23 protein-coding genes and 1 pseudogene are annotated in these 24232 nt (G+C 63.9%); 13 read left to right on the top strand and 11 right to left on the bottom strand.

Translation table 11 applies throughout. The features are described from left to right. The first annotated feature begins 3 nt into the window (after nt 1-3). The 7 genes from R4P95_RS13580 (at nt 4) to R4P95_RS13610 (ending at nt 6416) form a co-directional block, all read left to right on the top strand. A complete protein-coding gene (locus R4P95_RS13580) occupies nt 4-762 on the top strand; it encodes an SDR family NAD(P)-dependent oxidoreductase (RefSeq protein WP_213575993.1) in 759 nt (252 codons plus the stop codon). Between the two features lie 112 nt (nt 763-874). Further along, nucleotides 875-1732 carry a 1,4-dihydroxy-2-naphthoyl-CoA synthase gene (gene menB / locus R4P95_RS13585; RefSeq protein ID WP_317744204.1) on the top strand — a complete coding sequence of 286 codons (858 nt, stop codon included), beginning with the start codon at nt 875-877 and terminating at the stop codon, nt 1730-1732. Between the two features lie 64 nt (nt 1733-1796). Beyond that, entirely contained in the window at nt 1797-2582 is a 786-nt protein-coding gene (locus tag R4P95_RS13590; RefSeq protein ID WP_317744203.1) for an enoyl-CoA hydratase-related protein, read from the top strand. A 5-nt stretch (nt 2583-2587) separates the two neighbouring features. Continuing rightward, nucleotides 2588-3559, top strand: coding sequence for an EamA family transporter (locus tag R4P95_RS13595; protein ID WP_317744202.1), 972 nt, complete (start codon nt 2588-2590; stop codon nt 3557-3559). Between the two features lie 119 nt (nt 3560-3678). Beyond that, nucleotides 3679-4488, top strand: coding sequence for an enoyl-CoA hydratase/isomerase family protein (locus R4P95_RS13600; protein WP_213575997.1), 810 nt, complete (start codon nt 3679-3681; stop codon nt 4486-4488). A gap of 5 nt (nt 4489-4493) precedes the next feature. Beyond that, complete coding sequence (locus tag R4P95_RS13605) at nt 4494-5345, top strand: enoyl-CoA hydratase/isomerase family protein (protein ID WP_213575998.1); 852 nt, start codon at nt 4494-4496, stop codon at nt 5343-5345. Nucleotides 5346-5381: 36 nt separating this feature from the next. Continuing rightward, complete coding sequence (locus R4P95_RS13610) at nt 5382-6416, top strand: phosphotransferase family protein (RefSeq protein WP_317744201.1); 1035 nt, start codon at nt 5382-5384, stop codon at nt 6414-6416. A gap of 54 nt (nt 6417-6470) precedes the next feature. On the opposite strand, the gene R4P95_RS13615 is transcribed toward R4P95_RS13610, so the two are convergent. The 5 genes from R4P95_RS13615 to R4P95_RS13635 form a co-directional block, all read right to left on the bottom strand. Beyond that, nucleotides 6471-7277, bottom strand: a complete 807-nt coding sequence (locus tag R4P95_RS13615; protein ID WP_317744200.1) for a PaaI family thioesterase — start codon at nt 7275-7277, stop codon at nt 6471-6473. A 104-nt stretch (nt 7278-7381) separates the two neighbouring features. Continuing rightward, nucleotides 7382-8278, bottom strand: a complete 897-nt coding sequence (locus R4P95_RS13620; protein ID WP_061700710.1) for an SDR family oxidoreductase — start codon at nt 8276-8278, stop codon at nt 7382-7384. A 28-nt stretch (nt 8279-8306) separates the two neighbouring features. Next, complete coding sequence (locus R4P95_RS13625; protein WP_213576000.1) at nt 8307-9443, bottom strand: acyl-CoA dehydrogenase family protein; 1137 nt, start codon at nt 9441-9443, stop codon at nt 8307-8309. A gap of 88 nt (nt 9444-9531) precedes the next feature. Then, the gene (locus tag R4P95_RS13630) at nt 9532-10338 is read right to left on the bottom strand and encodes an enoyl-CoA hydratase-related protein (RefSeq protein WP_213576001.1); all 807 of its coding nucleotides are present in this window, start codon (nt 10336-10338) and stop codon (nt 9532-9534) included. A gap of 363 nt (nt 10339-10701) precedes the next feature. Further along, nucleotides 10702-11217: a thioesterase family protein gene (locus R4P95_RS13635; RefSeq protein WP_317744199.1), complete on the bottom strand. Its 516-nt coding sequence runs from the start codon at nt 11215-11217 to the stop codon at nt 10702-10704. Nucleotides 11218-11263: 46 nt separating this feature from the next. On the opposite strand from R4P95_RS13635, the gene R4P95_RS13640 reads away from it, so the two are divergent. Next, entirely contained in the window at nt 11264-11815 is a 552-nt protein-coding gene (locus R4P95_RS13640) for a TetR/AcrR family transcriptional regulator (protein WP_109334123.1), read from the top strand. Between the two features lie 67 nt (nt 11816-11882). On the opposite strand, the gene R4P95_RS13645 is transcribed toward R4P95_RS13640, so the two are convergent. From R4P95_RS13645 to R4P95_RS13660, 4 genes are all read right to left on the bottom strand, one after another. Continuing rightward, on the bottom strand, nt 11883-12899 hold the full coding sequence (locus R4P95_RS13645; RefSeq protein WP_317744198.1) for a hypothetical protein: 1017 nt from the start codon (nt 12897-12899) through the stop codon (nt 11883-11885). Continuing rightward, nucleotides 12896-14188 (bottom strand): MFS transporter, encoded by a 1293-nt coding sequence (locus R4P95_RS13650; RefSeq protein WP_317744197.1) that lies wholly within the window; start codon nt 14186-14188, stop codon nt 12896-12898. The genes R4P95_RS13645 and R4P95_RS13650 overlap by 4 nt, the downstream gene beginning before the upstream one ends. A gap of 273 nt (nt 14189-14461) precedes the next feature. Beyond that, nucleotides 14462-15172 (bottom strand): SDR family NAD(P)-dependent oxidoreductase, encoded by a 711-nt coding sequence (locus R4P95_RS13655; protein ID WP_317744196.1) that lies wholly within the window; start codon nt 15170-15172, stop codon nt 14462-14464. 118 nt (nt 15173-15290) lie between these two features. After that, nucleotides 15291-16211 (bottom strand): LLM class flavin-dependent oxidoreductase, encoded by a 921-nt coding sequence (locus R4P95_RS13660; protein ID WP_317744195.1) that lies wholly within the window; start codon nt 16209-16211, stop codon nt 15291-15293. A gap of 478 nt (nt 16212-16689) precedes the next feature. On the opposite strand from R4P95_RS13660, the gene R4P95_RS13665 reads away from it, so the two are divergent. The 5 genes from R4P95_RS13665 (at nt 16690) to R4P95_RS13685 (ending at nt 21732) form a co-directional block, all read left to right on the top strand. Further along, a complete protein-coding gene (locus R4P95_RS13665) occupies nt 16690-17931 on the top strand; it encodes a phosphotransferase family protein (RefSeq protein WP_317744194.1) in 1242 nt (413 codons plus the stop codon). Further along, a complete protein-coding gene (locus R4P95_RS13670) occupies nt 17931-18476 on the top strand; it encodes a hypothetical protein (RefSeq protein WP_317744193.1) in 546 nt (181 codons plus the stop codon). The genes R4P95_RS13665 and R4P95_RS13670 overlap by 1 nt, the downstream gene beginning before the upstream one ends. 46 nt (nt 18477-18522) lie before the next feature. Continuing rightward, nucleotides 18523-19815 (top strand): MFS transporter, encoded by a 1293-nt coding sequence (locus tag R4P95_RS13675; protein ID WP_317744192.1) that lies wholly within the window; start codon nt 18523-18525, stop codon nt 19813-19815. A 33-nt stretch (nt 19816-19848) separates the two neighbouring features. After that, the gene (locus R4P95_RS13680; RefSeq protein WP_317744191.1) at nt 19849-20862 is read left to right on the top strand and encodes a hypothetical protein; all 1014 of its coding nucleotides are present in this window, start codon (nt 19849-19851) and stop codon (nt 20860-20862) included. A 75-nt stretch (nt 20863-20937) separates the two neighbouring features. Further along, nucleotides 20938-21732, top strand: coding sequence for an IclR family transcriptional regulator (locus R4P95_RS13685; protein WP_317744190.1), 795 nt, complete (start codon nt 20938-20940; stop codon nt 21730-21732). Nucleotides 21733-21811: 79 nt separating this feature from the next. On the opposite strand, the pseudogene R4P95_RS13690 reads toward R4P95_RS13685, so the two are convergent. Beyond that, a pseudogene (locus R4P95_RS13690) lies at nt 21812-22261 on the bottom strand (4-hydroxy-2-oxovalerate aldolase); the annotation flags it as partial. Nucleotides 22262-22394: 133 nt separating this feature from the next. Then, nucleotides 22395-24062, bottom strand: coding sequence for an AMP-binding protein (locus tag R4P95_RS13695; RefSeq protein ID WP_317744189.1), 1668 nt, complete (start codon nt 24060-24062; stop codon nt 22395-22397). Nucleotides 24063-24232: the final 170 nt, after the last annotated feature.

A 24232-nucleotide genomic window follows, 5' to 3' on the forward strand; every position in this document is an offset into this window, starting at 1 on the left:
AACATGAGTAATCGAGTTGCATTCGTGACCGGCGGTGCGCAGGGCATCGGCAAGGGCATTTCCGACGCACTGGGTGCTGCCGGCTTCCGCGTCGCGGTCGCCGACCTCAACCTGGAGGTCGCTGAGAAGACCGCGGCCGGCATCCGCGACGCCGGTGGACAGGCGATCGCCGTTCCCGTCGACGTCACCGACACCGCGTCGGTGCAGGCAGCGGTGAAGCAGGTCGCCGAGCAGTTCGGCCCGGTCGAGATCGTCGTGAACAACGCCGGCTGGGACGACTTCATGCCGTTCCTGAAGACGGACGAGGCGTTCTGGGACCGGATCCTCGACATCAACTTCAAGGGCCAGCTTCGGGTTATTCAGGCAACTGTCCCGGGCATGGTCGAGCGCGGCTGGGGCCGTGTCATCAACATCGGTTCCGACGCGGGCCGCGTCGGCTCTTCGCTCGAGGCCGTGTACTCGGGCGCCAAGGGTGGCATCATCGCCTTCACCAAGACCCTCGCCCGTGAGGTCGCGACCAAGGGTGTCACCGCGAACACCGTGTGCCCCGGCCCCACCGATACTCCGGCGCTGCGCAAGTTCGCCGACAGCTCAGGCCAGGATGCCGACAAGGTGATCGGAGGCATGACCCGCGCCGTGCCGATGAAGCGTCTCGGCAAGGCGGAAGACATCGGCGCGGCGGTGGCTTACTTCGCCTCCGACGCGGCGGAATTCGTCACCGGCCAGACGCTGTCCGTCAGCGGTGGCCTGACAATGTCCTGACAGAAATGCGGATATAGGACGCGAAGGTGCGGCTCGGTTTTCCGGGTCGCACCTTCGGCATTCGCAGGCTCGGCCGATAACGATCGTTAGCGCGTGTGCCTATGATCGCTCTATGATGAACAACGGTGATACAACGGATTTCGTGTCCTGGACTGCAGTCGGTGAGTTCGAGGACATCCGATACGAACACAGTGGTGACGGGATTGCGAAAATCACGATCTGCCGTCCGGAGGTACGCAACGCGTTCCGGCCACAGACGCTGATGGAAATCTCCGACGCTCTGGTCGACGCCCGCGAAGACTCCTCGGTCGGCGTGATCGTGCTGACAGGGGAGGGGCCTGACGCCTTCTGCTCGGGCGGCGATCAGCGGGTGCGCGGCGACACCGGCTACCTCACCGAGCCCGGTAAGGCGGGCAGCGTCGGACGGTTCCACGTCACCGATCTGCAGATTCAGATCCGACGCCTGCCGAAGCCGGTGGTGGCCATGGTCGCCGGCTACGCGATCGGCGGCGGGCACATCCTGCACCTGGTCTGTGACCTCACGATCGCGGCGGACAACGCCCGGTTCGGTCAGGTGGGCCCGAAGGTCGGGTCGTTCGACGGCGGTTACGGCGCGGGGTTGCTCGCGGAACTGGTCGGGGTGAAGAAGGCCAAGGAGATCTGGTTCCTGTGCCGGCAGTACGACGCGCAGCAGGCACGCGAGATGGGCCTTGTCAATACCGTTGTCCCTCTCGCCGACCTGGAGCGGGAAACCGTGCAGTGGTGCCGCGAGATGCTGCAACTCTCGCCGTTCGCGCTGCGGCTCATGAAGGCGAGCTTCAACGCCGCCGAGGACGGCATGGCCGGTATTCAGCAGCTCGCGCACGACGCGAATCTGCTCTTTTACTCTACGGACGAGGCGAAGGAAGGCCGCGAGGCGTACAAGGCCAAGCGGCGCCCCGAGTTCGAGAAGTTCCCGCGTAGACCCTGATCTTCCATTTCGGTCCGACAATTAGTATGGTTGGGTCAATACAGGACCGAGAAGGATGGTGTGCATGTCGGAAACCGCAACGCCCGCAGTCGCGTGGAGCGACGTCGAGGCCGGCGTCATGACGATCACGTTGCAGCGCAGGCCGGCGAACGCTCTCGGATTGCCGATCATCGACGGTCTGAACGCTGCACTCGATGCGGCGGACGCCGACGGCTCCGTGAAGGTGGTCGTCGTTCGCTCGGATATTCCCGGCTTCTTTGCGGCCGGCGCGGACATCAAGCACATGGCGTCCGTCGACGCGGAGTCGTTTACCGCGTACGGCGATCGGCTTCGGAGTGCTCTGGACCGGCTCGCCTCGGCCGACCGCATCTCGATCGCCGCGGTGGACGGCCTCGCGCTGGGCGGCGGCCTCGAACTCGCCATGGCCTGCACCCTGCGGGTCGGTGGTGCGGACGCCAAGTTCGGATTGCCCGAGGTGAAACTGGGGCTGATTCCCGGAGCAGGTGGGACGCAGCGCCTTCCGCGTCTGGTAGGCCGTGGCCGAGCACTCGACATCATGCTGAGTGCCCGCCAGGTCCTCGCTCCCGAGGCGCACGCGATCGGCTTGATCGATCGCCTCGTCAAGGCGGGCGCCGCGACGGAGGCCGCGCTGGCACTCGCCGCCGAGTTGTGCACGATGTCGCCGCCCGCGCAGCGCGCCGTCATCCGCACGGTCGACGCATCGTTCGACACGCCACTCGAGGAGGGCTTCCGATTCGAGGTGGCCCAGGAGCAGGATCTGTTCGAGAACGGAGAGGCGAAGGAGGGCATCACGGCCTTCCTGGAGAAGCGCGCTCCGCGGTTCTCCTGAGCGCCATGTCGCCCGGGAGTGTCGGAAGGGGTCCGATCGCGTTCGCCCTGTTCCTCGTCTATGTGATCTGGGGATCGGTCTACCTCGCGATCCGTCTGGTCATCGAGGAAGTGCCGCCCCTGGGTTCGATGGGTGCGCGGTTCCTCCTTGCCGGTGCGCTGATGGCCGCCTTCCTGGCCTGTCGCGGCGGCTGGGGGCGGCTGCGCCTCACGTGGCGCGAGGCGGCAGGAGCCGCGTTCCTGGGAGTGCTCCTGCTCGCGTGTGGGAACGGCCTGACCTCGGTCGGCCAGTTGCACGGCGTGCCCTCCGGCGTGACGGCGCTCCTCATCGCCATGGTGCCGCTGTGGATTTGTCTCTATCGCACGCTGGGCTGTGACCGCCCGCGGGTGCTCGAGTTGGTAGGTGTCGGCGTGGGGCTGATCGGTCTCGCCGTGCTGGTGTTGCCGCACCGTGGTGGGCAGTCCGGTCTTCCCATCATCGGGGTGGCGGTCATCGTGCTGTCCAGCCTGTCGTGGTCGTTCGGGTCGTGGATCAAGCCGAGGGTCTGGTTGCCGGGGGACGTGTATGTGACTGCGGCGTACCAGCTTCTGGCGGCCGGAGCGGCCATGTCGCTCGCGTCGGTGGCGACTGGCGAAAGGCTGGACGGGGCGATCGGGTCCCGGGCATGGGGAGCGTTCGGCTACCTCGTCGTCTTCGGCTCGATCATCGGTTTCACGGCGTACGCGTGGCTTTTGCATCACGCTCCTCTGTCGCTGGTGGCCACGCATACCTATGTGAATCCGGTGGTGGCTGTGGCACTCGGGTCCGTTGTTCTCTCCGAACCCGTGACCCCCGCCTTGATGATCGGGGGAGCGATCGTTCTTGTGTCTGTCGTGTTGGTCGTCAGTGCGCATGCCCGGACGCGAGGTCGGGAGGATTCCTCCGCGGCCGAATTCAAGGTATTATTATCAGACCAAAAAGCGAGCGGAGGCGGGTAGCCGATGCGGGTGCGGTGCTGAAAGACCTCCCCAGAGACCTGACCATCCGGACGCGCCGCGTCCGGCCACGCACTGAGGGCGATCGCTTGGGATCGCCGAACTGGAGAAGGAGTGAACTCGTGACCGAGCCCACGACATGGGAAACGTTCACGCTCGAGCGGCCGGAACCCGGCATCGCCGTCGTGACGTTGAATCGCCCCGAACGCATGAACTCGATGACGAACACCATGTTCGTCGAACTGGAGAAGGTGGCGCTGCTTCTGGATCAGGAGGACGACCTCCGCGTCGTGATCCTCACTGGCGCCGGCAAGGCGTTCTGCGGTGGCTTCGACCTCGACGATGCCGACGGACTGTCGTCGTTGACACCGATGGGCATGCTCGACCAGCAGGAACTGGCCGCGCGGGCGCTCTCGGCAATCCGCAGCATTCGCGTCCCGGTGATCGCGGCCGTCAACGGTGCGGCCGCCGGTGGAGGGCTGTCCCTTTCGCTTGCCGCCGACATCCGGATCGGCTCACCGGCCGCACGGTTCAACGCGGCCTTCGTACGGATCGGCCTGTCCGCCGGTGATCTAGGCGCCTCCTGGCACCTGCCCCGGCTCATCGGTCCGGCGCGGGCCGCGGAATTCGCCTACACGGGCCGCTTTATCGAGGCCGTCGAGGCCGAGTCGCTCGGACTGCTCAATGCGGTCGTTCCCGCCGAGTCGCTGCTCGACGAGGCGCTCGCAATGGCGCGCCTCATCCGCGCGAATTCCCCTGCCGGAGTGCAGCTGTCGAAGCGTGCGCTCCACGCCAATATGGAGGTGTCGTCGTATGCGGCGGCACTCGAGTTGGAGAACCGGGGTCAGGCACTGCTCACCCGTGGCGAGGACATGCCCGAGGCACTAGCTGCGTTCAAAGAGAAGCGCAACCCTAAGTTCACGGGAAGGTGAGCCAGATGACGCAGACCGAAGTGCGGGAGAATACGGCGGTGCTGAGCAACTACGAGCCGCCGCAGCTGGAGACCCTCACCCTCGAAGTACTCGAGGGCAAGATCGCGGTCCTCACGATCAATCGACCCGACCGAATGAACTCGATGACGGTCAAGATGTTCACTGAGTTCAACACTGCCGCGTACGCGTTGCGCGACACCGATGCGCGGGCGCTGATCATTCGGGGAGCGGGCGAGCAGTCGTTCTGTGCCGGGTTCGACCTGGACGAAATCCACGTCATCACCGAAATGGGTGTGCGTGATTTCCTGAAGTTCCAGGAGACCGCGACCGGTGGGCTGGCGGCTTTGTACCACCTGCCGTTCCCGGTTATCGCGGCGATTCACGGTGCCGCGGCGGGCGGTGGGCTGGCTCTCGCGCTCGCCGCAGACATCCGCCTCGTGGCGCCGACCGCGAAGTTCAACGCGGCGTTCGTCAAGGTCGGATTGTCCGTCGGGGAACTCGGCACGTCGTGGAAGCTCACCCGGCTCGTCGGACCGGGCCGGGCGGCGGAGATCGCGTACACCGCGCGTTTCGTCGGCGCCGAGGAGGCTGCCCGGATCGGGCTGGCAAACCGGGTAGTCCCCAGTGAGGATCTGTTCGACGAGGCCATCGCGGTGGCCGAGGCGATCGCTTCGAATTCGCCTGGCGGCATTCGGATGTCGAAGCGTGCGCTGCAGCGGAACCAAGAAGTGACGTCGTATGCGGCGGCACTGGAATTGGAGAACCGGGGTCAGGCGCTGCTCACCCGCTGCGCCGACATGCCGGAGGCGCTCGCCGCCTTCAAGGAGAAGCGGGCGCCGCGCTTCACGGGACAGTAAGAATCGACGAATGACCACACGGATGGAGGCGAGCGCATGACCTGGGAATGGACGCCCGACACGCTCGGCGCGCTGGAGACGTTTCTGCGCGAGCGCGGGATCACCGAAGGACCGCTCACGACTGCGCGCATCGGCGACGGGCATTCCAACCTGACGTTCCTTGTCTCCGACGGGTTTCGTCAGGTGATCGTCCGACGACCGCCTCCACCACCCGTCCCGGCGGGCGCCCACGACATGCTGCGGGAGGCGCGCCTTGTCGGCGCCCTCGCCGGCAGTGGCGTGCCGGTGGCGGACGTCCTCGCCGTCGGCCAGTCCGGTGACGTGCTCGACGTCCCGTTCTACGTGATGGACTACCTTCCCGGTCCGGTGGTCACTACCGAGACACCGCCGGCGTTGAGCGCCCCCGCGGATCGTCGCCGGATCGGCGAGGCATTGGTCGACACTCTCGCCGAACTGCACGCAGTGGACTGGCAGGCGGCCGGTCTGGAGGACATCGGCCGGCCCGACGGGTTCAACGAGCGTCACCTGCGCCGCATGGGCAAACTGGTGGCAGCGGAGGACGGAACACCGCCGCCGGAGTTTGCGGAGATCGACTCCTGGCTCGCCGCTCACGTGCCCGCAGAGTCCGGTGCGGCGATCATCCACAACGACTATCGCATCGGCAACGTCATCCTCGCTCCCGATTCGCCAGGACGCATTGCTGCAGTCCTGGACTGGGAGTTGGCGACGATCGGTGACCCCCTGTTCGACCTCGGATACTTCCTCGCGTCGTATCCCGTCGAGGGGGAGGAACGCACACCGACCGAGGATCTCGCTGTAGCCGTGCTCGAGGAGGGGTATCCCACCCGCGACGAGCTGACGCAGCGGTACGCGGCCGCCACGGGAGCCGACCTGTCGAACCTGCCCTGGTATACCGCGCTGGCCTTGTGGAAGCTGGCGGTGCTGTACGAGTACGGACGTCGTCGAGCTGTCGCCGGAGTCGGCGACCAGTACTACCGAGACGGGGCCCTCGTGCGTGCGTTCCTCGGCGCCGCCCACCGCGCAGCGGGATTGGCGCCGTCGGTAGTGTGACTCCGAGACTGGGGCGGTCGGTACGCGAGTACCGACCGCCTCAGTCGTATCGGATCAGGTGCGATGGCACGTGAGCGTCGCTGTGGTGCAGGTCTTTCCGGTTCGATTGCGTCCGACGACGTGGATGACGGCAAAGCTGCGGCCGCGGTAGACCACTCGGGGTGCGAAGGTGATCGGCTCGGTTCCAGGGCTGGGCCGTACGAATGTCATCGCAATCGACGTCGTCTGGAAATCGGCGTGTGGCGCCACCGCGGAGTGGCCGGCGATCTCGGATGCACACAGAAGGACGCCGCCGTGAACGTTGCCCAGCGGATTGCAGAGCGAATCCGACGGATCCAGTTCCAGGCCGGCGCAAGCGTTGTCTCGGCGCTGGTGGGCGCCGAGGAGTTCGATGATCGAGGATGCGTTCGCTCGAGATCGGATGACGTCGTCGGATACGGATCCCGACGGTGAGGCGGCCGCGACGAATCGCAAGCGGGCGCTTCCGAGGGCAACGATCCGCCCGCTCTCGTCTACGATTCGGCCGCTCGCCAGACCGCCGACCGGATCTGTCGTGACGACTTGGCTGTCGGCGCGCAGGATCGATCCGTCGAGCGGTGGATTGCAGGTGAAGTCGATGTGTAATTCCGTTGTGACGGACCAGTGTCCGGCCGGACATCGCGCGGTGATCGGATAGCCTGTCACGTCGTCCATCAGAACACCGAGAGCGCCACGGCAGGGCAGTCCGCGGTGGTCGGACAGCCACGGTCCGGTCGGCATTTCCGACCTGCCGTGGGCGCCGTCGCCGGTCACGGGTGCTACCTGGAACAGCGCTTCGACGCCGGTCGCGATGAACGGAGGGGCGGTGATGTTCTCGATCATCAGGTCTCTCCTGGACGGTAGGTGCGAAGTGGAACGAGTTCACACAGAAGAGGCCTGCCCGCCGGGACCTCGTTGTCACCGGCAGGCAGGCCTCGTAGGTGGGGTCAGACTCCGCGCTGCGCCTTTGCTGCTTCGCTCGCGGCCTTGCTCTTTTCCCGGGCGGTGGCCCAGTCCTCGTTGGTCATCGATGTCAGACCGGCGAAAGTGCCTGGTCCGGCGAGCATCTGACCGCCGTCCATCGCGATGGTCTGGCCGGTGAGGTAGTCGCAGGCGTCCGACAGGAGGAAGGTAGTGAGGTTGGCAAGTTCTTCCATCGTGCCCATTCGGCCCATCGGCACCTGGTCGGCCTGCGTTGCGCCGACTGCACTCTTGTCGGTGGGGTTGAGCATTTCCCATGCGTAGTCGGTGGGGATCGGTCCGGGGGCGAGTGCGTTGAGGCGGATGCCGTAACGGGCCCACTCGACCGCGAGTGACATCGTCATCGAGTGCACGGCGGCTTTCGCCATCGCGGAGGGAACGACGAACGCGGATCCGCTCCACACCCAGGTGGTCAGGGTGGACAGTACGACGCCCTTGTTACCGCCTTCGATCCAGCGGCGGCCCGCGGCGTGGGTGGTATTGAACGACCCGTTCATCACGGTGGAGGTGACGGCCTCGAAGGCGCGTGCGCTGAGCGATTCGGTGGGGGCGATGAAGTTCGCGGCGGCGTTGTTGATGACGCCGGTCAGTGGTCCGTGAAGGGTCCAGATCTCGTCCATGGCCGCCGATACGAGGTCTGCCTTGCGGACATCGACGGTCTGCCAGTGGACCGAGCCCGGCCGGGAGACGGACGCCTCCGCCGCGGCTTCCTCGAGGACAGCGGGCCGACGGCCCCACAGGTGGACTTCGGCTCCGTGATCGACGAGGTGCCGGGCGACGCCGCGGCCGAGCCCGGTGCCGCCGCCGGTGATCAGCACGCGCTTGCCCGCGAGGGCGTCGGGAGTGAAGGGAGAAGTGGTCATGGAATGGTCCTCTGGTCGGGAACGAGGGCTACAGGCCCAGGCTCTTGCTGATGATTTCGCGCTGAATCTCGTTGGTACCGCCATAGATCGGCGGAGCCAGAGAGCGGCGAACCTGTTCCTCCATGCCGTATTCGCGGGTATAGCCGTAGCCGCCCATCATCTGCATCGCCTCGAGTGCGGTCTTCTTCGCGATTTCGGTACATTTCAGCTTAGCCATCGACCCCTCGCGGTTGAGGTTGTCTTCCTCCCCGGCATCGATCCGTTCGGCCACCTCGTACACGAACGACTTCGCGAAGGCGATCTCCGTGGCGAGATCTGCGATGCGGTGACGGATGGCCTGGAAGCTGCTGATCTTCTGACCGAATTGTTCACGCTCGGTGACGAAGGCGATGACGTCGTCGAGTGAGCGCTGGGCCCCGCCGAGCGCCATCGTCGCGATGATGAGGCGCTCGACACTGAGTCCCCGCATGAGGTGACGCCACGCCTGGTTCGGTGTACCGACCACCGCGCTTGCGGGCACGGCGACATCGGTGAAGTACAGGTCATTGCAGGTGCGGGCCTCCATGGTCTCGATGCCGTGGATCTCGAGGCCGGGCGAATCGGCAGGCACCATGAAAAGGGTCAAACCCTGGTGCTTGTTCCCGGACGCGTCGGTCCGGGCGAGGAGGAGGATGTGCTCGGCGACGTGTGCCGCGGAGATCCACGTTTTCTGACCGTTGATGACGTAGTGGTCGTCGACCAGTTCCGCCTTGATCCGGACACCACCGAGGTCGGAACCCGCACCGGGCTCGCTGAGGGCGATCGCCTCGATCTTTCCGGATGCCATGTTGCCCACGATCGTGCGCTTCTGTTCCTCGGTGCCGTAGCGCAAATAGGTCTGTGCGGCCGTAAGTCCCGTGGAATAGGCGATGATCGGGGCGAGCCCACGCGCGGTTTCCTCGAGGAAGATGCATTCCTCGACCATTCCGGCGCCGCCCCCGCCATACTCTTCCGGCAGCGACACGGCGAGCCAGCCGAGGCCGGCGAATTTCTCGAGCAGGGCGGAGCTGTTGGCCACAGTGCCGCCCTCGGTCAGGGCGTCACGCTGCTGGAGTGTCTTACATTCGGAGTCGCAGAGTTCACGGACAGCCACCGCGAAATCCTGTTGCTCCCGGGTGAAACGCATGTGGGCGACTGCTCTCTGTGACGGGTCCTGGGGAGTGAGTTGCAGGACGGCGGGGCGGAAGACAGCCCCGCCGTCCGGAAGTTCAGGGTCAGGCGCCGCGGAACTTGGAGAAGTCGGGCTTGCGCTTTTCGTTGAACGCGCTGATGCCCTCGATGGCCTCGGCGGACTCACCGAACAGCTTGAGGGTCGAGTAGGCCATGTTGCCCTGCGCGATGAAGTGCTCGGTGTCGGCGTTGAGGGACTGCTTGAGCACCTTCAGCGCCGTCGGTGAGAGCTGCAGGATCTCGTCGGCCCAAGCGCGGACCTCCGCACGCAGCTGGTCACCGGGCACCACCTTGTTGACCAGACCCCAGTCGAGGGCCTGCTCGGCGCTGTAGCGGCGGCAGAGGAACCAGATCTCCCGGGCACGCTTCTCGCCGATCGCTCGGGCCAGGTATCCGGTGCCGAGTCCGGCGTCGAACGATCCCACACGCGGACCGTTCTGGCCGAAGATGGCGTGGTCCGCGGCGATGGACAGGTCGCACAGCAGGTGCAGCACATGGCCGCCGCCGACTGCGACACCGTTGACCGCGGCGATCACAGGCTTGGGAACGTCCCGGAGGACGCGGTGCAGCGCCTCGACCTCGAACAGTCCGCTGTCGGACGGGCCGTAGTCGCCGGTCTCCATGCGCTGCTTCTGGTCGCCACCCGAGCAGAACGCCTTCTCGCCGGCTCCGGTCAGCGCGATCGCCCCGACCTCGGAGCTGCCCCACGCCTTCTTGAACGACTTCACCAACTCGTCGACGGTGCGCGCGCGGAACGCGTTGTACCGATCGGGCCGGTTGATCGTGATCCAGGCGAGTCCGTTCTCGACCTCGTACGTCACATCCGTGAAGTCACTCGTGAAGTCACTCATCGACCTGTTGGTCCTTTCGTGTTGCACGCGGAGCGGAGTCCGTCCGCGAATTCGCTTTGGTCTTACCTTATGACGAAGGTAGCGCTGATAACGAGCGTTTTCAAGAGTGATGGCGAAAAAGGCTTTCACCTGCGACGATGATTTCTGATCTCTCTGCAAAAGGGGTAACACGGCCGGATGTTGATGGGTCCGCAGCCGGATCGCCGAGCTGTCGTCGGGTCGCGTCTTGCTGCAGCCGCGCATCTGCAGCCGCGCATGATGTCGGTAGACGCACCGGTTTTGGCCCCTAGAACGCGTGCGTGAACCGAGAAGATGGCGTCTGCCCCCGACGCTGTGAAAGGGGAGCTGCGTAAGGAATGTGGGTCAGGCGCGGGTTCGGATGCCCATTGCACCGCACACCGGGGCGGGCCAGTCGACGTCGGTGCGGTTGAGTTCCTGGTCGACGGCGGCCGCGACGTCGTCGGCGAAGGGCACGACCCGGCGGGTGGTGAGGTCGACGTGGGTCGCGGTGACCTCGAGTGTGCTCGCGAGGCGTTCGGTGGTGTCGTCGACGAGGAACGCCATGGCGTGGACGATCTTGTCGGAACGTTCGACGATTCGTGCGTGAACCGACACCTGGTCGGCGACGTGCACCTCCGCGTAGTACCGGATGTGGTGCTCGGCGGTGAAGAAGCCCTGTTCCCGAGTAGCGCGATAATCGTCGGTGATACCCATTCTGTCGAACACGACGGCGATCGCCTGCGCCTCGAGATCGAAATAGTGGCGGATATTCATATGGCCGTTCTCGTCCTCGTAGGCGAACGGGATGGGCACCGGCCCACACTCGCGGGGCAGTGCTATCACCTGAACGTAGGAGGGGATTTCTGCTGGTGACGTCATCGACACATCATAACGATCGTTCACAGTCCGGTGCTAGAATGGCTCGGTGGACCGTAACCGTAAGATTCTCGACACTGCTGCAGAGCTTTTCTACGAGAAGGGATTTCACGGCACAAGTGTCGACGAATTGGGGTCGCGGGCCGGCCTGAGTGGCCCCGCAATCTACCGTCATTTCTCCGGCAAGGACGAGATCCTGGCTACTCTGTTCGGTGAGGCGATGGACGAGCTGATCGGCGCCACCGAGCCGGTACTCGACGACGCGGACCTCGATCTTCAGCGGATGATCCGTCATCATGCGCTCTTCGCGGCGAGGCACCGCCACCTTGTCAACGTCAGTCAGCGCGAAGACCGGTCGCTGGTCGATCCGTGGCGGAAGGCGATCAACCGCCGGCGTAAGCAGTACGTCCAGGGTTGGGAGACTGCGGTCGCGCGGGCGATCCCCGCCGCGTCACCGGCCGAGGTCTCCGTGGCCACCCAGTCGTGCTTGGGCATGATCTTCTCGATCGCGTACTGGCCCGCCAAGGTGACCCGTACGGCCGGGCTCGCCGACCACATGGTGCGAATGGCGACCGAGGGCCTGGACGCCTTCCGTCAATAGCGCTCTGCTCCCGAATAACACTGTCCCTGCACCTTTCGGTCGGTGCAGGGACAGTGGCCGGCGTGGGTCAGCGCGTCAGCGTGGCGCGGTAGGTGTACGACGACGATCGCGACAGGGCGAACTCGAAGATTCCGTAGCCGGTCTCCCCGTTCCATCCGAACGTGCAGCAACGGTCGGTGAGGGCGGAGTCGAGAGTCTTCGGGCCGACGGATCCGTCGAGGGGGTAGACGTCGAACTCTTCGTGGTCGCGACCACGGACCTTGCCGTGATGGCCGCCGTAGCCGCCGCCCGCCATATAACCGCCGCCGGCCGAGGCGTCCGAATCGATGCGGTAGGTCGCGCCGCGGGCAGTCACGACCTCCACCGTGCCACTGGCGAGGTCGTTGCCCGCGGTGAACACCAAGTCGTGCCGGACGTCGATGACGTCGTCGAGTCGTCCGTCGTCGTGCATGACGGCGCCCTCCAATAGGATTCGGCCGCCTTCGCGGTCCTCGACCAGCAAGAATCCGAACGTGCGGTCCGGGAACTGGGCCTGGTACCAGATATGTAGACCCTGGCCCCCGGACATCGTGCGTACCCCGCGAGAGCGGTCCCGCAGTCCGTACCAGCCCCCGACGTCGGTAGTGGTTCCGTCGAGGGTGAGCGTGCCCTCGTAGCGACCGGGCTGGAACAGGTGATCGAAGGAGGTGACGTTCCCGTCGGTGTTCTCCACGTCCACCGACCCGAGCCAATACGGTGCGCGAGCATGCCACAGCAGATTGAGTTCGAGTCCGGTCTTGTTCTCGCCGAGTTGGATTCGCCAGGTGCGATTGTTTTCGACCGTCTCCCACCTCAGTGGTCCGACGGAGGCGCCGTCGGTCTCGGAGTGTTCGGTGGAGTAGCGGAGATTGCGCTGCTCGGTCCCGGTGGTGAGAACGACGAAACCGTCCACGACGTTTCGCGGCGGATAGACGCCAGCACCGAGGATCACCGACGGCGCGGTATCTCCGTCCGGATGGAGATTGAACATGAATCGGTCGAAGAATTTCTCCGGCATGTCCTCAGTGGCGCGAGTCACCAAGGCGTCATGAAATCCGTCGGTCATACGTGCTCCTTTTCTTCGACGGTGACATTGTCGGCGCCGATCTCGCGATGGTCCAGGGTGAAGCGATAGGAACCCATCATCAGCAGGCAGGCGATGGCGATTCCGACCAGCACGATGATCGGCAGCGCGCCGGCACTGTAGGAACCGGTGGCGCTGTACACCTGTCCGAGCAGGAAGATGCCGAACGCCGACCCCTGCGCGTAGAGCAAGTAGATGAATCCCAGCACCCGGCCGTAGGAGTGCTTGGGGAAGTATCGGCTCACCATGTAGGCGGCGAGATCACCCTCGGACCCCAGGCCCAGGCCGATCAGAGCCGCGCCGACGAACAGCAGGCCGGTCTGCGACGACGAGATCATGACGAAGACCCCGACCCCGCACAGCGCGAAGATGATCGAGCCGATGGCAGGGGCGTAGAACCGGTCGAGCAGGTAGCCCACCAACAGTCGTGCAGCGATCGACGCCAGGCTCAGGACGGACAGAATGGAGACCGCAGTCCCCTGGCTGATGCCCTTGTCGGTGGTCATGGGCACGACCTGGGACATCAGGCCGAACGTTGCGGAGGAGACGAGGAAGATCGCGATGGACAGCAGCCAGAATTGCCGGTACTTCCTCGCCACGGTGAGTAGCGATTCTCCGGCCATCCGCCCCTCTGAACGCGCCGCCTTACGCTCGGCTTCGTGTTCGGCTGGCATCCGGGTGACGAACGCGTAGACCGAGGCCGGGATCACCGTGCAGAGGGCGCCGATGACCAGGAACGCCATGCGCCAGCCGCCGAACCCGAGCACCCAGTTGGCCAGATACGGCATGAGCACCCCGCACGAGCCGAGGCCGGCCATGAGAATGCCCAGCGCTATACCGCGACGGTCCTGGAACCACGCGCTCACCACGGTCGAGTGCGCCACCGGATTCACGGCGCCCGCTCCGGCGCCGATCACCACGCAGAGCAGATAGAACGCGAGCTGGTTGTTCGGCAGGACGGACATCAGCATCAAACCGATTCCGAATGCCAGCGACATCGGAACCGACGGGATCTTGGGACCGTACCGGTCGACGAGGAAGCCCAAGATGACGATGCTGATACCCACGAACACCGTTTCGATGGACAGACCGTTGCTGATGACGCTTCGTTCCCAGCCGAATTCCTCGGTCATCGGCTTGCCGAGGATGTTGAACAAGACATTCACCGCGGTCGTGCCGAACAACAGAGTCAGAAAGCCCGTCACTACATACCACCAGCGGTTCAGATGCCGCGTGGGCGCCTGCAACCCAGTCGTGCCGACTGCGCTCATGGAAGCTCCTGTCGATCGAAATCTGTAATGGGGGCGGGATGCCGCGGAGGAAGACCCCCTCCGGGTGGCGCCTGTCACAGATGACACCATATGGATAGTCCAATGTAAAGGACTGTCCAAAAGGGGTTACATGCGACGGCGCGGGAAGTCGAAGCGTCCTCCGAGTCGGGAACCGACGCGTGGGACGGTAGGAACGCCTGCAGTGGGTTAATCGGGGCACCCTGAGATCGCGGTAGAGGTCGTTCTATGGCCGGTCAGCGTGCGCGCACTCCGTCAGTGCTGTGCAACCGAGGAGGTGACCGTTCGGGTGTTGAGACTGTCACCTGCATCGACGGTGAGGAACTGGCCGGTGACGCTGCGGGCGGTGGGGGAGGCGAAGAACGCGACGGCGTCGGCGATGTCGGCGGGGGCGACGAATCCGTTGGGCATCGACGCGAGCCAGGCGTCCTGGATGTCTTGCGGCATGGACAGGATTCCGGAACTGGCGGTCATTCCGGGCAGGACAGCGTTTGCGGTGATGCCCAAAGCGATGTTCTCTGCCGCGACCGTCTTGACCAGACCGAGCAACCCTGCCTTGGTGGTGCTGTACGACACCTGAGCCGGCATGCCCTGCGTGCCTGCGGTACTGGAGATGACAACGACGCGGCCATACCGTCGTTCGCGCATCCCGGGCAGGCACTGCTGAAGCAACCGGAATGTCCCGGTGAGGTTGACGTCGAGATCCTTCCGCCACTTGTCGATCGACATACTGTGTGCGGCCCCGAACATCGTCGTCACACCGGCATTCGCAACGTAGACGTCGATGTCGTCGAGCGGGGGCAGTTCGTCGGTGGACATGTCGGCCTGGTACGTGCACCCGGGTGCACGGTCGAGGGTAACCACCTCCATCCCATCGGCCTCGAGCCGGGCGACGATGGCTTCGCCGATTCCACCCTCACGCGCGGCACCGGTCACCAATGCCTTGCGGCGGTGCGGGTCGGTCATGCGGATCTCCGTTCGTCGGGAAGTGGAACCGTGTGTTCCTTCGTTTCGACGCAACGACTTTCCCTGTGTAGCGACGGATGGTCGCGTAGTCGTGGGACGAGTGGTGCTGTGTGCCCGGTCAGCTGTGATGCTCGAGCAGTAGTGCACGGACCGAGGCCGTGTGCTCGATCGCCGCTTCCATAGAGGTGGCTGCCGGGACCAGGGTGATGTTGTCGGCACCTGCCTCGACGAACGAGTTCAGCCACTCGGCCACTTGCTCGGATGTTCCGGAAGGTGCCAGGTGACGGAACTTGTCGCGCGGCAACTGATACAACGCCTGCATCTTCTCGCCCACCAGACGATCCGCAACATCGGCGTCGGTGTCGAGGCCACACCAGACGTTCACGCCGAACGAGTCGGGAGCGCGGTTCTCCCGTGCGGCGGCGTCAAGGATTGCGGTACGCGTCTCGGAGAACCGTCGCGGTGTGCAAAAGATTCCGAGCCAGCCGTCGCCGTAGCGGGCGGTGCGGCGAATGGCGGATTCACCTCGGCCGCCGATGAGGATCGGGACCGCGGGCCGCGGCGCCGGCAAGATTCGTGCCTGGTCGAGGGTAAAGAACTCACCGTGATGGGTGACCTCTTCACCGGTGAGAACGGCACGCAGAACCTCGAGGGTTTCGTCGAGCCGACGGCCGCGGGTGCTGGGGTCGACCCCGCTGTTCGAAATCTCGGATCTGTCCTCACCGCCGACGCCGGCACCGACGACCAACCGTCCGGGCGCGATCTGCGAGAGCGTCGCGATCTGACGGGCGGCGAGCATCGGGTGCCGCAAGCCGAGCAGGTAGATACCGATGATCACCGACAGAGTGTCGTGGCTGGACAGGACGGTTGTGGCCGACACCATGCCGTCGAACCCGGTACCGCCGTGGAAGCTGATGTGGTCACCGACGGTGATGTGGTCGAGCCCGGCTTCGGCCGCGGAATCGAGAAGAAGCCGCCGATCTGCGGGTTTCGGGACGAGGAGTGCATCAGTGACCGACAACCCCACTCTGATCGACACGCTGATCTCCTCTCATGCGAATGGACTGACCATAAACTGCTCAGACGGCCGTTGCAAGGACCGCGATGATTTGCAGATAACGCTCCACGAGGGGTCGCCGATAGGCGTGCGGGGTGTATCGGCCGTCGATCCGACTCACTTCGGAGATCAGGCGGACGACACCAGAGTAATTCTTTACTTCGCACGCATGCTCCGTGTCATGTCCAGTTAAGGACTGCCGCTGGTGGATGCTCGCGGCGGAGCCCGTTCGTGATTACGCGAACCGGCGAGTTCCAATTGAGCTGCTGCCCTTCGGATTGGTGGAAGTGCCCGGTCTCCCATCTTCTGCACAGCAGAACCTTCTGTACCTGTGGGGCCGGTCACATTAGCGTTTCGTGTGTCGAGGCGATCACCGTCCGACTTGCGAGGCCAACTTCCCGGAGCCGAAACGCAGGTCTCCGATCACGGCGTTTCCCGCCCTGAGCGCGATGAGGAATTTATGAGTGCAACCGTCAATTGGGATCGGCACGCTCCCGTAGTGATCTCGGACGCCGATCGAGACGAACCCATGCCGGATCTCATCCAGCGGATTCGAGCGCGGTTTCCCACGGAAACCGAATACGACCGGATGCTTACGCGCAAAATGGAGCGCCGGACCGGGGCGGGATTTCGCAACTACGATCTCGGCCTCCTCGCGAAGGCACTCGAAGCCATGCTGCGAGACGTTCTACCGTCGAAATTCGAGATTCAGGACCTACGGTGGCTGACCGGTGGTGCCTCGAAGATCCAGGTGGGTTTTACTCTGACCTATGACGGTCCCGACGACGGTCCGGTCACCGAACACCTGGTGCTCCGTATGGAACCGCCGGAGTCTCTGAACGCCACGAGTCGGATGCGCGAGTTCGAGGTCATCAACGCCCTCGCAGGAACAGTGCCTGTTCCTACAGTCCGCTGGGTCGACGAGGACGGTCGATGGTTCCCCGAACCCGCCCTCGTCTACACCTGGGTACCTGGATCTGCGAAGCCGAGTCGCGCGCAAAGCCGGATCGCCGGCATCGGCATCAACTACGGTGCCGATCTGCGGGCCGCGCTGGCGCCACAGTTCGTCGACCTCTTGGCGCGTATTCACACATTCGACCTGGAGTCGGTGTCGCTCGATCACTACGAATGGCCGAGCGTCGGCAGCAGCGAAAGTGCCCGATGGCAGGTGAACCGCGCTAGACGGGTGTGGGAGGAGGATCGCGGTGAAGATCTTCCGCTTCTCGATGTGGCAGCAGGGTGGCTCATGGACAACCTTCCGGCCCTCGACCATGTCAGTCTCGTCCACGGTGACTACCGCGGCGGGAACTTCCTGTTCGACGAAGACACCGGACGGATAACCGCAATCCTCGACTGGGAGCGCAGCTTCCTCGGTGATCGCCACCGAGACCTTGCGTGGGCAACGCTATACCCGTTCGGCCACCCGACCGAGGACGGCTCCGAATTCCTGGCTACAGGGCTGCTGCCGACCACCGCCTTCTTCGAACGGTACGAGAAGGCGTCGGGCTTGACCGTCGATCCCGAGAAGTTGACTTTCTACCGGATCTTGAACGAGTACCAGTCGGTCGTCACCGCCCTGGGGTCGGCTTACCGCGTTTCGAAGCTTGGAAAGACACATCAGGACGTACTGCTGACTGGGCTCGAGGCGACCGGATACCTGATGGCTCTTCAACTCGGTAAGGATCTCGAGGAGGTTTTGTGATGGTGAACAAATCTGCGAACACGTTCGATGCCGCCTCTCGCTCGCTGCGCCTGACGGTCACGCCGGCGTTGGGTGGCTCGAACTCGCTGGCCGCCGAGCAGGTACGGGTGATCACCGGCGTTCTCGATTTCTATCGAGACCGGGCGCAATACGAGTATCCACGGAAGCTGTACGAGTTTCGGACGTATCGCGTTCTGGCAGAGTGCCTCAGTTGCTATGACGTCGAGCATGGCGCGCGAGTCCGGCTCGCCGATGTACTCGAGGAAGCTTATGCCGCTGAGCAAGTCGCGATTCCGGAGTATGGACTTCTTGATCGGGTGACAGACTCTCTGACGCGAGCGATTTCCGACTTCGTGAGATCTGCACACACCTCCGATTCGGGCATCTTCGCCGAGGTCTCTCGGCTCGTTCTCGACCACTCGCGACCGCTCGTGGAGATGCAGCGGTCGTGGTTTCTTCCCCAGGGAGTCGATCCGGACCCGGATGCAGTTCCGCCCCTGAGCTCCCTACTCGGCGCCCCGACAGCCACGAACAGTGCGCACTAGCCCCGTCGTTCATACGCATGCATCAGGAGGAGATATGCCATCAGCGGTGATCACCACACCCGATAGTACGGTCGCGACCGCTGTTCGCCGGCGAGCGATCGTGGCTGCCAGCTTCGGAACCTTCGTCGAGTATTACGATTTCGTCATCTACGGCTATGTGGCGACGTTCATCGCCCAGGCATTCTTCCCGACCGGGAACTCGTTCGTGAGCCTGCTGCTGACGTTCGGCGCGTTCGCGGTGAGCTTCCTGGCCCGTCCACTTGGTGCGGTGATTTTCGCACCGTTGGGGGACCGGTACGGCCGGCGGACCGTCCTTTCCGTCGTCATTCTCTTGATGACGCTCGCGACGGCTGGAATCGGGGTCCTGCCGACGTACTACCAGATCGGTGTCGCGGCACCGATTCTGCTGATGGTATTGCGCCTCGTACAGGGTATTTCTGCGGGCGGTGAGTTCGGGGGAGCCGCCTCGCTGGTTGCGGAGTTCGCACCGCCGTCCCGGCGGGGGTTCTTCGTCGGGTTTATCTCACTGACCGTGGGTGGGGCGATGTTGTTCGGATCGGGGACGGCGATGGTGCTGACCCGGACACTGTCGGCCGAGTCGATGTCGCAGTGGGGGTGGCGGTTACCATTGCTGCTGTCGCTGCCGCTGGGGCTGATCGGTTTGTACATCCGATTCAAGCTGGAGGAGACACCGGCGTTCACCGTGCTGTCCCGGGAAGGTGGCGTGCAGAAGTCGCCGCTGTTGACCACGCTGCGCCGAGACTACCGTTCTGTTCTGATCGGGATCGGCATCGCGGCGACGAACTCGTGCATGATGGCGTTGTACTTCATCTACTTGCCCTCCGCGTTGAAGGAATTCACGGACTTCTCGTCTGCGGATGCTCAACTGATCACCTTCGTCGGCCTGGTCGCCTACTGCACCGCCGTCTTACCGTTTGCGCGACTGTCGGACCGGGTGGGCCGGATCCCGCTCCTGTTCGCCTCCTCGGCAACGTTGATCGTGCTCATTTACCCGTCCCTCGTGCTTCTGTCTAGTGGGGTGCTTGCCCTTGCGGTTGCCGCAATGGTGGTTGTCACCCCGGTGGTTGCGGCGAACATCGCCGCGGTGACCCCACTGCTGTCGGAAATGTTTGCGACCGACACCCGATACACGGGACTGTCGCTTGGATGGCAGACGGCCACAACGATATTCGCGGGTCCGACGCCGATCATCCTTGCGGCCATCGCCGGACTCGGTGGGGCGACCGCACCGTCCTTCTACGCGATCGGTGTCGTTGCCATCACTGTCGTCGCCGGCGTTATCGCTGCCCGGACCTTGGCGAAACCCCGACCCAACTGACCGAACGACCGACAACTGAGGAGTGAAACGACAATGGCATTCGATGCTCAGCACTTCGAATATCAGAACCCGCCCGAGGCAGACTACTTGTGGGTCGAGACGATCCTATTCCCGATCGTGGTTCCGGAGGCCGATCTCTATGCATTGATCTACACGAACGTGCGCCCTGGCCTAGGAGTGATGTGGAACCAGGTAATGGTCTGCGGATCGCTTACCGATACTCGTGCGGAACTACTGCACTACAACGAGAATCCGCATCTACCCGCGCCGGTGCGATTCAGTCGGATCGACTCTCCGATCGGCCTGTCGATCGATGCGGTGGACGCCCCGCGTAAGTTCCGGATCGACTACGTTGCGGACGACGGCACGGAGATTCACGTCGACTGGACGAATTTGATGGACCCATTCGATATTCACGATCCGACGCACAGCCCCCAGGCGGGTTCGGTCCTCGATATCCACGCAGACTTGGAGTCAGGGAAGAAGCAGGTCGTGGGTCATGCGGACGCGACTGGACGGGCGACCGGCACGATGATCGTCAGAGGTCGGGAGTACATTGTCGATTCCATCGAGCGCATGGATCGCAGTTGGGGCCCTCGCGATCCGATGAAGGCCGGCAAGCCGAATCACATCGTATCCGCGACTTTCGGTGAGGATCTGGCCTTCCACATGATCTGCCCGTGGAATCCGGGTGTGGCAAATCCGAACGCGTTCCAGCTCTCCCACGGCTACGTGATGGAGGACAGTGAGGTTTATGGGCTCACCGACGAGTTGGAGATGACCAGTAATCACCTCGGGATGGTGTGTACCGGCATCGATATGACTGTGACTGATATTCGCGGGAAGAAGTTTCGGCTTCGAGCAACACCACACGTTGGAGCACCCTGGATCGCGGCTCCAACCGCGATGGTGCACAACGCACTCATGCGCTGGACGTGTGCGGACCGCGACGGATATGGAGTCGTCATGAGTACCCGGCACCTGTCCGAGTTGAACCGAAGTCTCGGGCGGTTGCAGTCGGAGACTCGAGGGCTCGTTCAAGTCTGAGCGTAGCGGTCGACCGGTGGTGTCGATCGGTATGCAGACATTCCGGACGGCGCGAAGTCGGACTACCATCCTGATATGAAGACGAGGCCGATCAGTAAGCCGACTTACATGATCGAATCCGTGCACAACGCATTACTGTTGCTGAGTGCCGTCCGCGACCATGGCAGTCTCCGACTCAAGGATGCTGCCGAGGAGATCGGTGTGGCCGAGTCGACGGCGCATCGCCTGCTGGCCATGCTGATCTATCACGGTTTCGTCGTTCAAGACGAGTCTCGACGGTACCTTCCAGGTCCGTCGATAGGGGTCGGCCCCACAGGCTCGTCTTGGACTCGAACGTTCCGCGATGCTTGCCTCGAGCCGATGAACCAATTGTCCTCTTGCACCGGCGAGACAGTAAATCTCGTGGTTCGTACCGGAGTCGAGTCCCGTGTGATCGGTACCGTCGAATCCGAGAAACTGCTCAGGGTCGGAAACCGTCAAGGACATGTGCCGCTAGCGCGGATGTCTGCCGGAGGCAAGATTTTGCTTGCCCAACTCGACGAGGATGCGCTCGCCCAGCTATACCGTTCGGATTACGCTCTCGCGCCCGATCACATGTCGGCCGCAGAGTTCGAACTACTTCAGAAGGAGCTGCGGACGATAGTCGAGAACGGTTATGCGACAGCGGTCGACTCCGTAGAGGTCGGACTTTCCTCTGTGGCAATCTGTTTACGTAACGGCGATGGAGCGGTCCTCGGGGCACTGGTCGTCGCGATGCCGACAATCCGATTCCACGCCGCTCTCGGGTCCGGTCTCGTCGCACAGATGCGAGCGACCGCTCGGAGGATTTCCCCTGCGATCAGTGAGATCCGTCCGTCGGACGACAACTGAAGGGCGCGTCCGTGAACGGTATCGCTCGCGACATACGTGCACGGCAGCGCGAGTCGATCTCCGTCATGACGAACCCGCCCTACAGGGCCGTCATGTCGAGGGCGATGTCGGTGATCATGTCTTCCTGTCCGCCGACGAGTCCGCGTTTGCCGACTTCTTGGAGGATGGTGCGGACGTCGATTCCGTATTGCTTCGCGGCGGTTTCGGCGTGGCGGAGGAAGCTGGAGTAGACGCCGGCGTAGCCGAGGGTGAGGGTTTCTCGGTCCACGCGCACGGGCCGGTCCTGGAGGGGGCGAACCAGGTCGTCGGCGGCGTCTTGGAGGGCGAACAGGTCGCAGCGGTGTTTCCACCTTTGGAGATTGGCGACGGCGATGAATGCCTCGAGTGGGCAGTTGCCGGCGCCCGCGCCGTGCCCGGCGAGGGATGCGTCGACGCGGGTGACGCCTTCTTCGACGGCGACGACGCTGTTGGCCACCGACAGCGAGAGGTTCTCGTGGGCGTGGATACCGATCTGCGTGCCGGGGTCGAGAAACAACTCGGTGTGAATCAACCCGATTTCGGTGTGCTGTTCGCCGACATGGACGTCACCGGCCAGACCTACTCGGGGTCACCGATATCGACGCCGCATATGCGGTCCAGCGGTGCTGCTGCCTCGGCCGGACCTAGGCGTCGGCGACCTGTTCTGCCGCTTGCTTCCGGAGAATAAACTTCTGGATTTTCCCGGTCGCGGTGGTGGGGAGTTGATCGACGAACACTAGCTTCTCGGGAATTTTTTGCATCATGGCTTTCCGCTCGATTCGGAGGAAGTCCGCCAGTTCCTGCAGGGTCGGCGCGGGTCCGTTGACGACGATGAAGGCGCACACCTTCTCGCCGAGACGGGCGTCGGGCATCGACACAGCTGCTGCCGCGATGATCTGCGGATGCGCCAAGAGGTGTTCCTCCACCTCCCGTGCCGAGATGTTCATGCCCCCGCGGATGATCAAGTCCTTGATCCGTCCGGTGACCCGGAGGTAGCCGGCTTCGTCGACGCGGCCGAGGTCACCCGATGCGAGGAACCCACGGTCGTCGACCGATGCGGCCGTGCGTTCGGAGTCACGCCAGTATCCGAGGAAGATGCCCGGTCCCCCGTAGAAGATCTGGCCTTCCTCGCCCGCTGGAACCACAGCACCCTCTTCGTCGCGGATTTCGAGAGCGACACCATCGAAGGCCCGCCCGTCGGAGGAAAGCACCTTTTCGACGGGATCGTCGACACGGACAGCCGTCACCAGAAGGCCTTCGCTGCTGCCGTACACCGGGAGGAGCGTGCAGTCGGGCAGCGCCTTCTTCCATTCCTGCAGCAGCGTTTCCGGTATCGGTGCGCCGGCGCTGACCCAGAGTCGCATCGAGCTGACATCGTGGTCGGCACCGGCCTCGATGGCCCCGAGAGCCATTTGAAGGAACGGTGTCGCGGCCATACTCACCGTCGTCTTGAATTTCGCGATACGCCGCAGGCCCTCGCCTGGTTCCCACACGTCGAGAAGGTGGATCCCACTTCCGAGAATCAATGGTGTCGTCACGCCCACGGCGAGCCCGGTCGCATGTGTCACGGGGGAGGGCATGAAGATGATGTCGTCAGGACTCAGTCCCATCACCTGCCTACCCAACCCGTAGACGGTGAAGGAGAGCGTGTTGAAAGTGTGCTGGCAGCCCTTCGGTCGCGACTCGGTTCCTGAGGTGTAGATGATGGCATGGGCGGCATCGGCAGACGGCGGCGGCCCGAGTTCGTCGTCACCGGGGACGTGGTCGCCGGCGGTCAAGGAATCGAACGCGATTTCGTCGGCCCCCGCCGTCCCGCGCACGACGACCACATGCTCGAGTCCGGGCACCTCGGGACGGACCTCGGCCAGCATGTCGGTGTACCGGAAGTTCCGGAATTCCTCTGTGACGAAGGATATTTTCGCACCGGAGTGCTCCAGTACGTAGCGAACCTCGTCGTGCCGGTAGACCGGCATCGTGGGTACGAGTACGGCGCCGATTCTGGCGAGCGCCACATAGATGACGACGAATTCGTTCCAGTTCGGCAGCTGGACTTGCACTCGGTCCCCGCGCGTGACGCCCAGCTTCTTCAGTGAGGAAGCGAGGCGGTACGCCTGGGCCCGCAACTCACCCCGGGTGAGTGATCCGTAGCCGTCGGTGACAGCGACGAAGTCCGGGTCGATCGTCGCCCAGCGATCCACATGCTGGGCCAGGGTCTCGTCGCGCCAGTATCCGTTCGAACGGAACAACTCGAGGGTGCTCGCACTGTATCGGTCCTCGGGGAGGATTGCTCCCGCGTTTTCCATGACATCCATGTGCGGATCCTTGCTTTCAGGTGCCTTGCCTCGGCAGGAGGAGGACAAAAGGTTTGGTCGAACCATAATACCGTCTGGGAAGGTGATCAGAGGAGGGAATCGAACGCGTACTCATCCTTCACGGCGGGAAAATTGCCCCGTTGGGATGAGTGATGTTCGGAGGCGTGGAT

This window comes from Rhodococcus sp. IEGM 27, assembly GCF_033142305.1.
Classification (GTDB): domain Bacteria; phylum Actinomycetota; class Actinomycetes; order Mycobacteriales; family Mycobacteriaceae; genus Rhodococcus_F; species Rhodococcus_F oxybenzonivorans.

What these genes read in the sequence shown, in the direction of transcription:
- R4P95_RS13595 (WP_317744202.1), top strand. Translation starts at nt 2,588, where the DNA reads ATGTCGCCCGGGAGTGTCGGAAGGGGTCCGATCGCGTTCGCCCTGTTC.
- R4P95_RS13610 (WP_317744201.1), top strand. Translation starts at nt 5,382, where the DNA reads ATGACCTGGGAATGGACGCCCGACACGCTCGGCGCGCTGGAGACGTTT.
- R4P95_RS13670 (WP_317744193.1), top strand. Translation starts at nt 17,931, where the DNA reads ATGGTGAACAAATCTGCGAACACGTTCGATGCCGCCTCTCGCTCGCTG.
- R4P95_RS13665 (WP_317744194.1), top strand. Translation starts at nt 16,690, where the DNA reads ATGAGTGCAACCGTCAATTGGGATCGGCACGCTCCCGTAGTGATCTCG.
- R4P95_RS13635 (WP_317744199.1), bottom strand. Translation starts at nt 11,217, where the DNA reads ATGACGTCACCAGCAGAAATCCCCTCCTACGTTCAGGTGATAGCACTG.
- R4P95_RS13645 (WP_317744198.1), bottom strand. Translation starts at nt 12,899, where the DNA reads ATGACCGACGGATTTCATGACGCCTTGGTGACTCGCGCCACTGAGGAC.
- R4P95_RS13625 (WP_213576000.1), bottom strand. Translation starts at nt 9,443, where the DNA reads ATGCGTTTCACCCGGGAGCAACAGGATTTCGCGGTGGCTGTCCGTGAA.
- R4P95_RS13680 (WP_317744191.1), top strand. Translation starts at nt 19,849, where the DNA reads ATGGCATTCGATGCTCAGCACTTCGAATATCAGAACCCGCCCGAGGCA.
- R4P95_RS13695 (WP_317744189.1), bottom strand. Translation starts at nt 24,062, where the DNA reads ATGGATGTCATGGAAAACGCGGGAGCAATCCTCCCCGAGGACCGATAC.
- R4P95_RS13580 (WP_213575993.1), top strand. Translation starts at nt 4, where the DNA reads ATGAGTAATCGAGTTGCATTCGTGACCGGCGGTGCGCAGGGCATCGGC.
- R4P95_RS13590 (WP_317744203.1), top strand. Translation starts at nt 1,797, where the DNA reads ATGTCGGAAACCGCAACGCCCGCAGTCGCGTGGAGCGACGTCGAGGCC.
- R4P95_RS13655 (WP_317744196.1), bottom strand. Translation starts at nt 15,172, where the DNA reads ATGACCGACCCGCACCGCCGCAAGGCATTGGTGACCGGTGCCGCGCGT.
- R4P95_RS13685 (WP_317744190.1), top strand. Translation starts at nt 20,938, where the DNA reads ATGAAGACGAGGCCGATCAGTAAGCCGACTTACATGATCGAATCCGTG.
- menB (WP_317744204.1), top strand. Translation starts at nt 875, where the DNA reads ATGATGAACAACGGTGATACAACGGATTTCGTGTCCTGGACTGCAGTC.
- R4P95_RS13650 (WP_317744197.1), bottom strand. Translation starts at nt 14,188, where the DNA reads ATGAGCGCAGTCGGCACGACTGGGTTGCAGGCGCCCACGCGGCATCTG.
- R4P95_RS13605 (WP_213575998.1), top strand. Translation starts at nt 4,494, where the DNA reads ATGACGCAGACCGAAGTGCGGGAGAATACGGCGGTGCTGAGCAACTAC.
- R4P95_RS13630 (WP_213576001.1), bottom strand. Translation starts at nt 10,338, where the DNA reads ATGAGTGACTTCACGAGTGACTTCACGGATGTGACGTACGAGGTCGAG.
- R4P95_RS13620 (WP_061700710.1), bottom strand. Translation starts at nt 8,278, where the DNA reads ATGACCACTTCTCCCTTCACTCCCGACGCCCTCGCGGGCAAGCGCGTG.
- R4P95_RS13615 (WP_317744200.1), bottom strand. Translation starts at nt 7,277, where the DNA reads ATGATCGAGAACATCACCGCCCCTCCGTTCATCGCGACCGGCGTCGAA.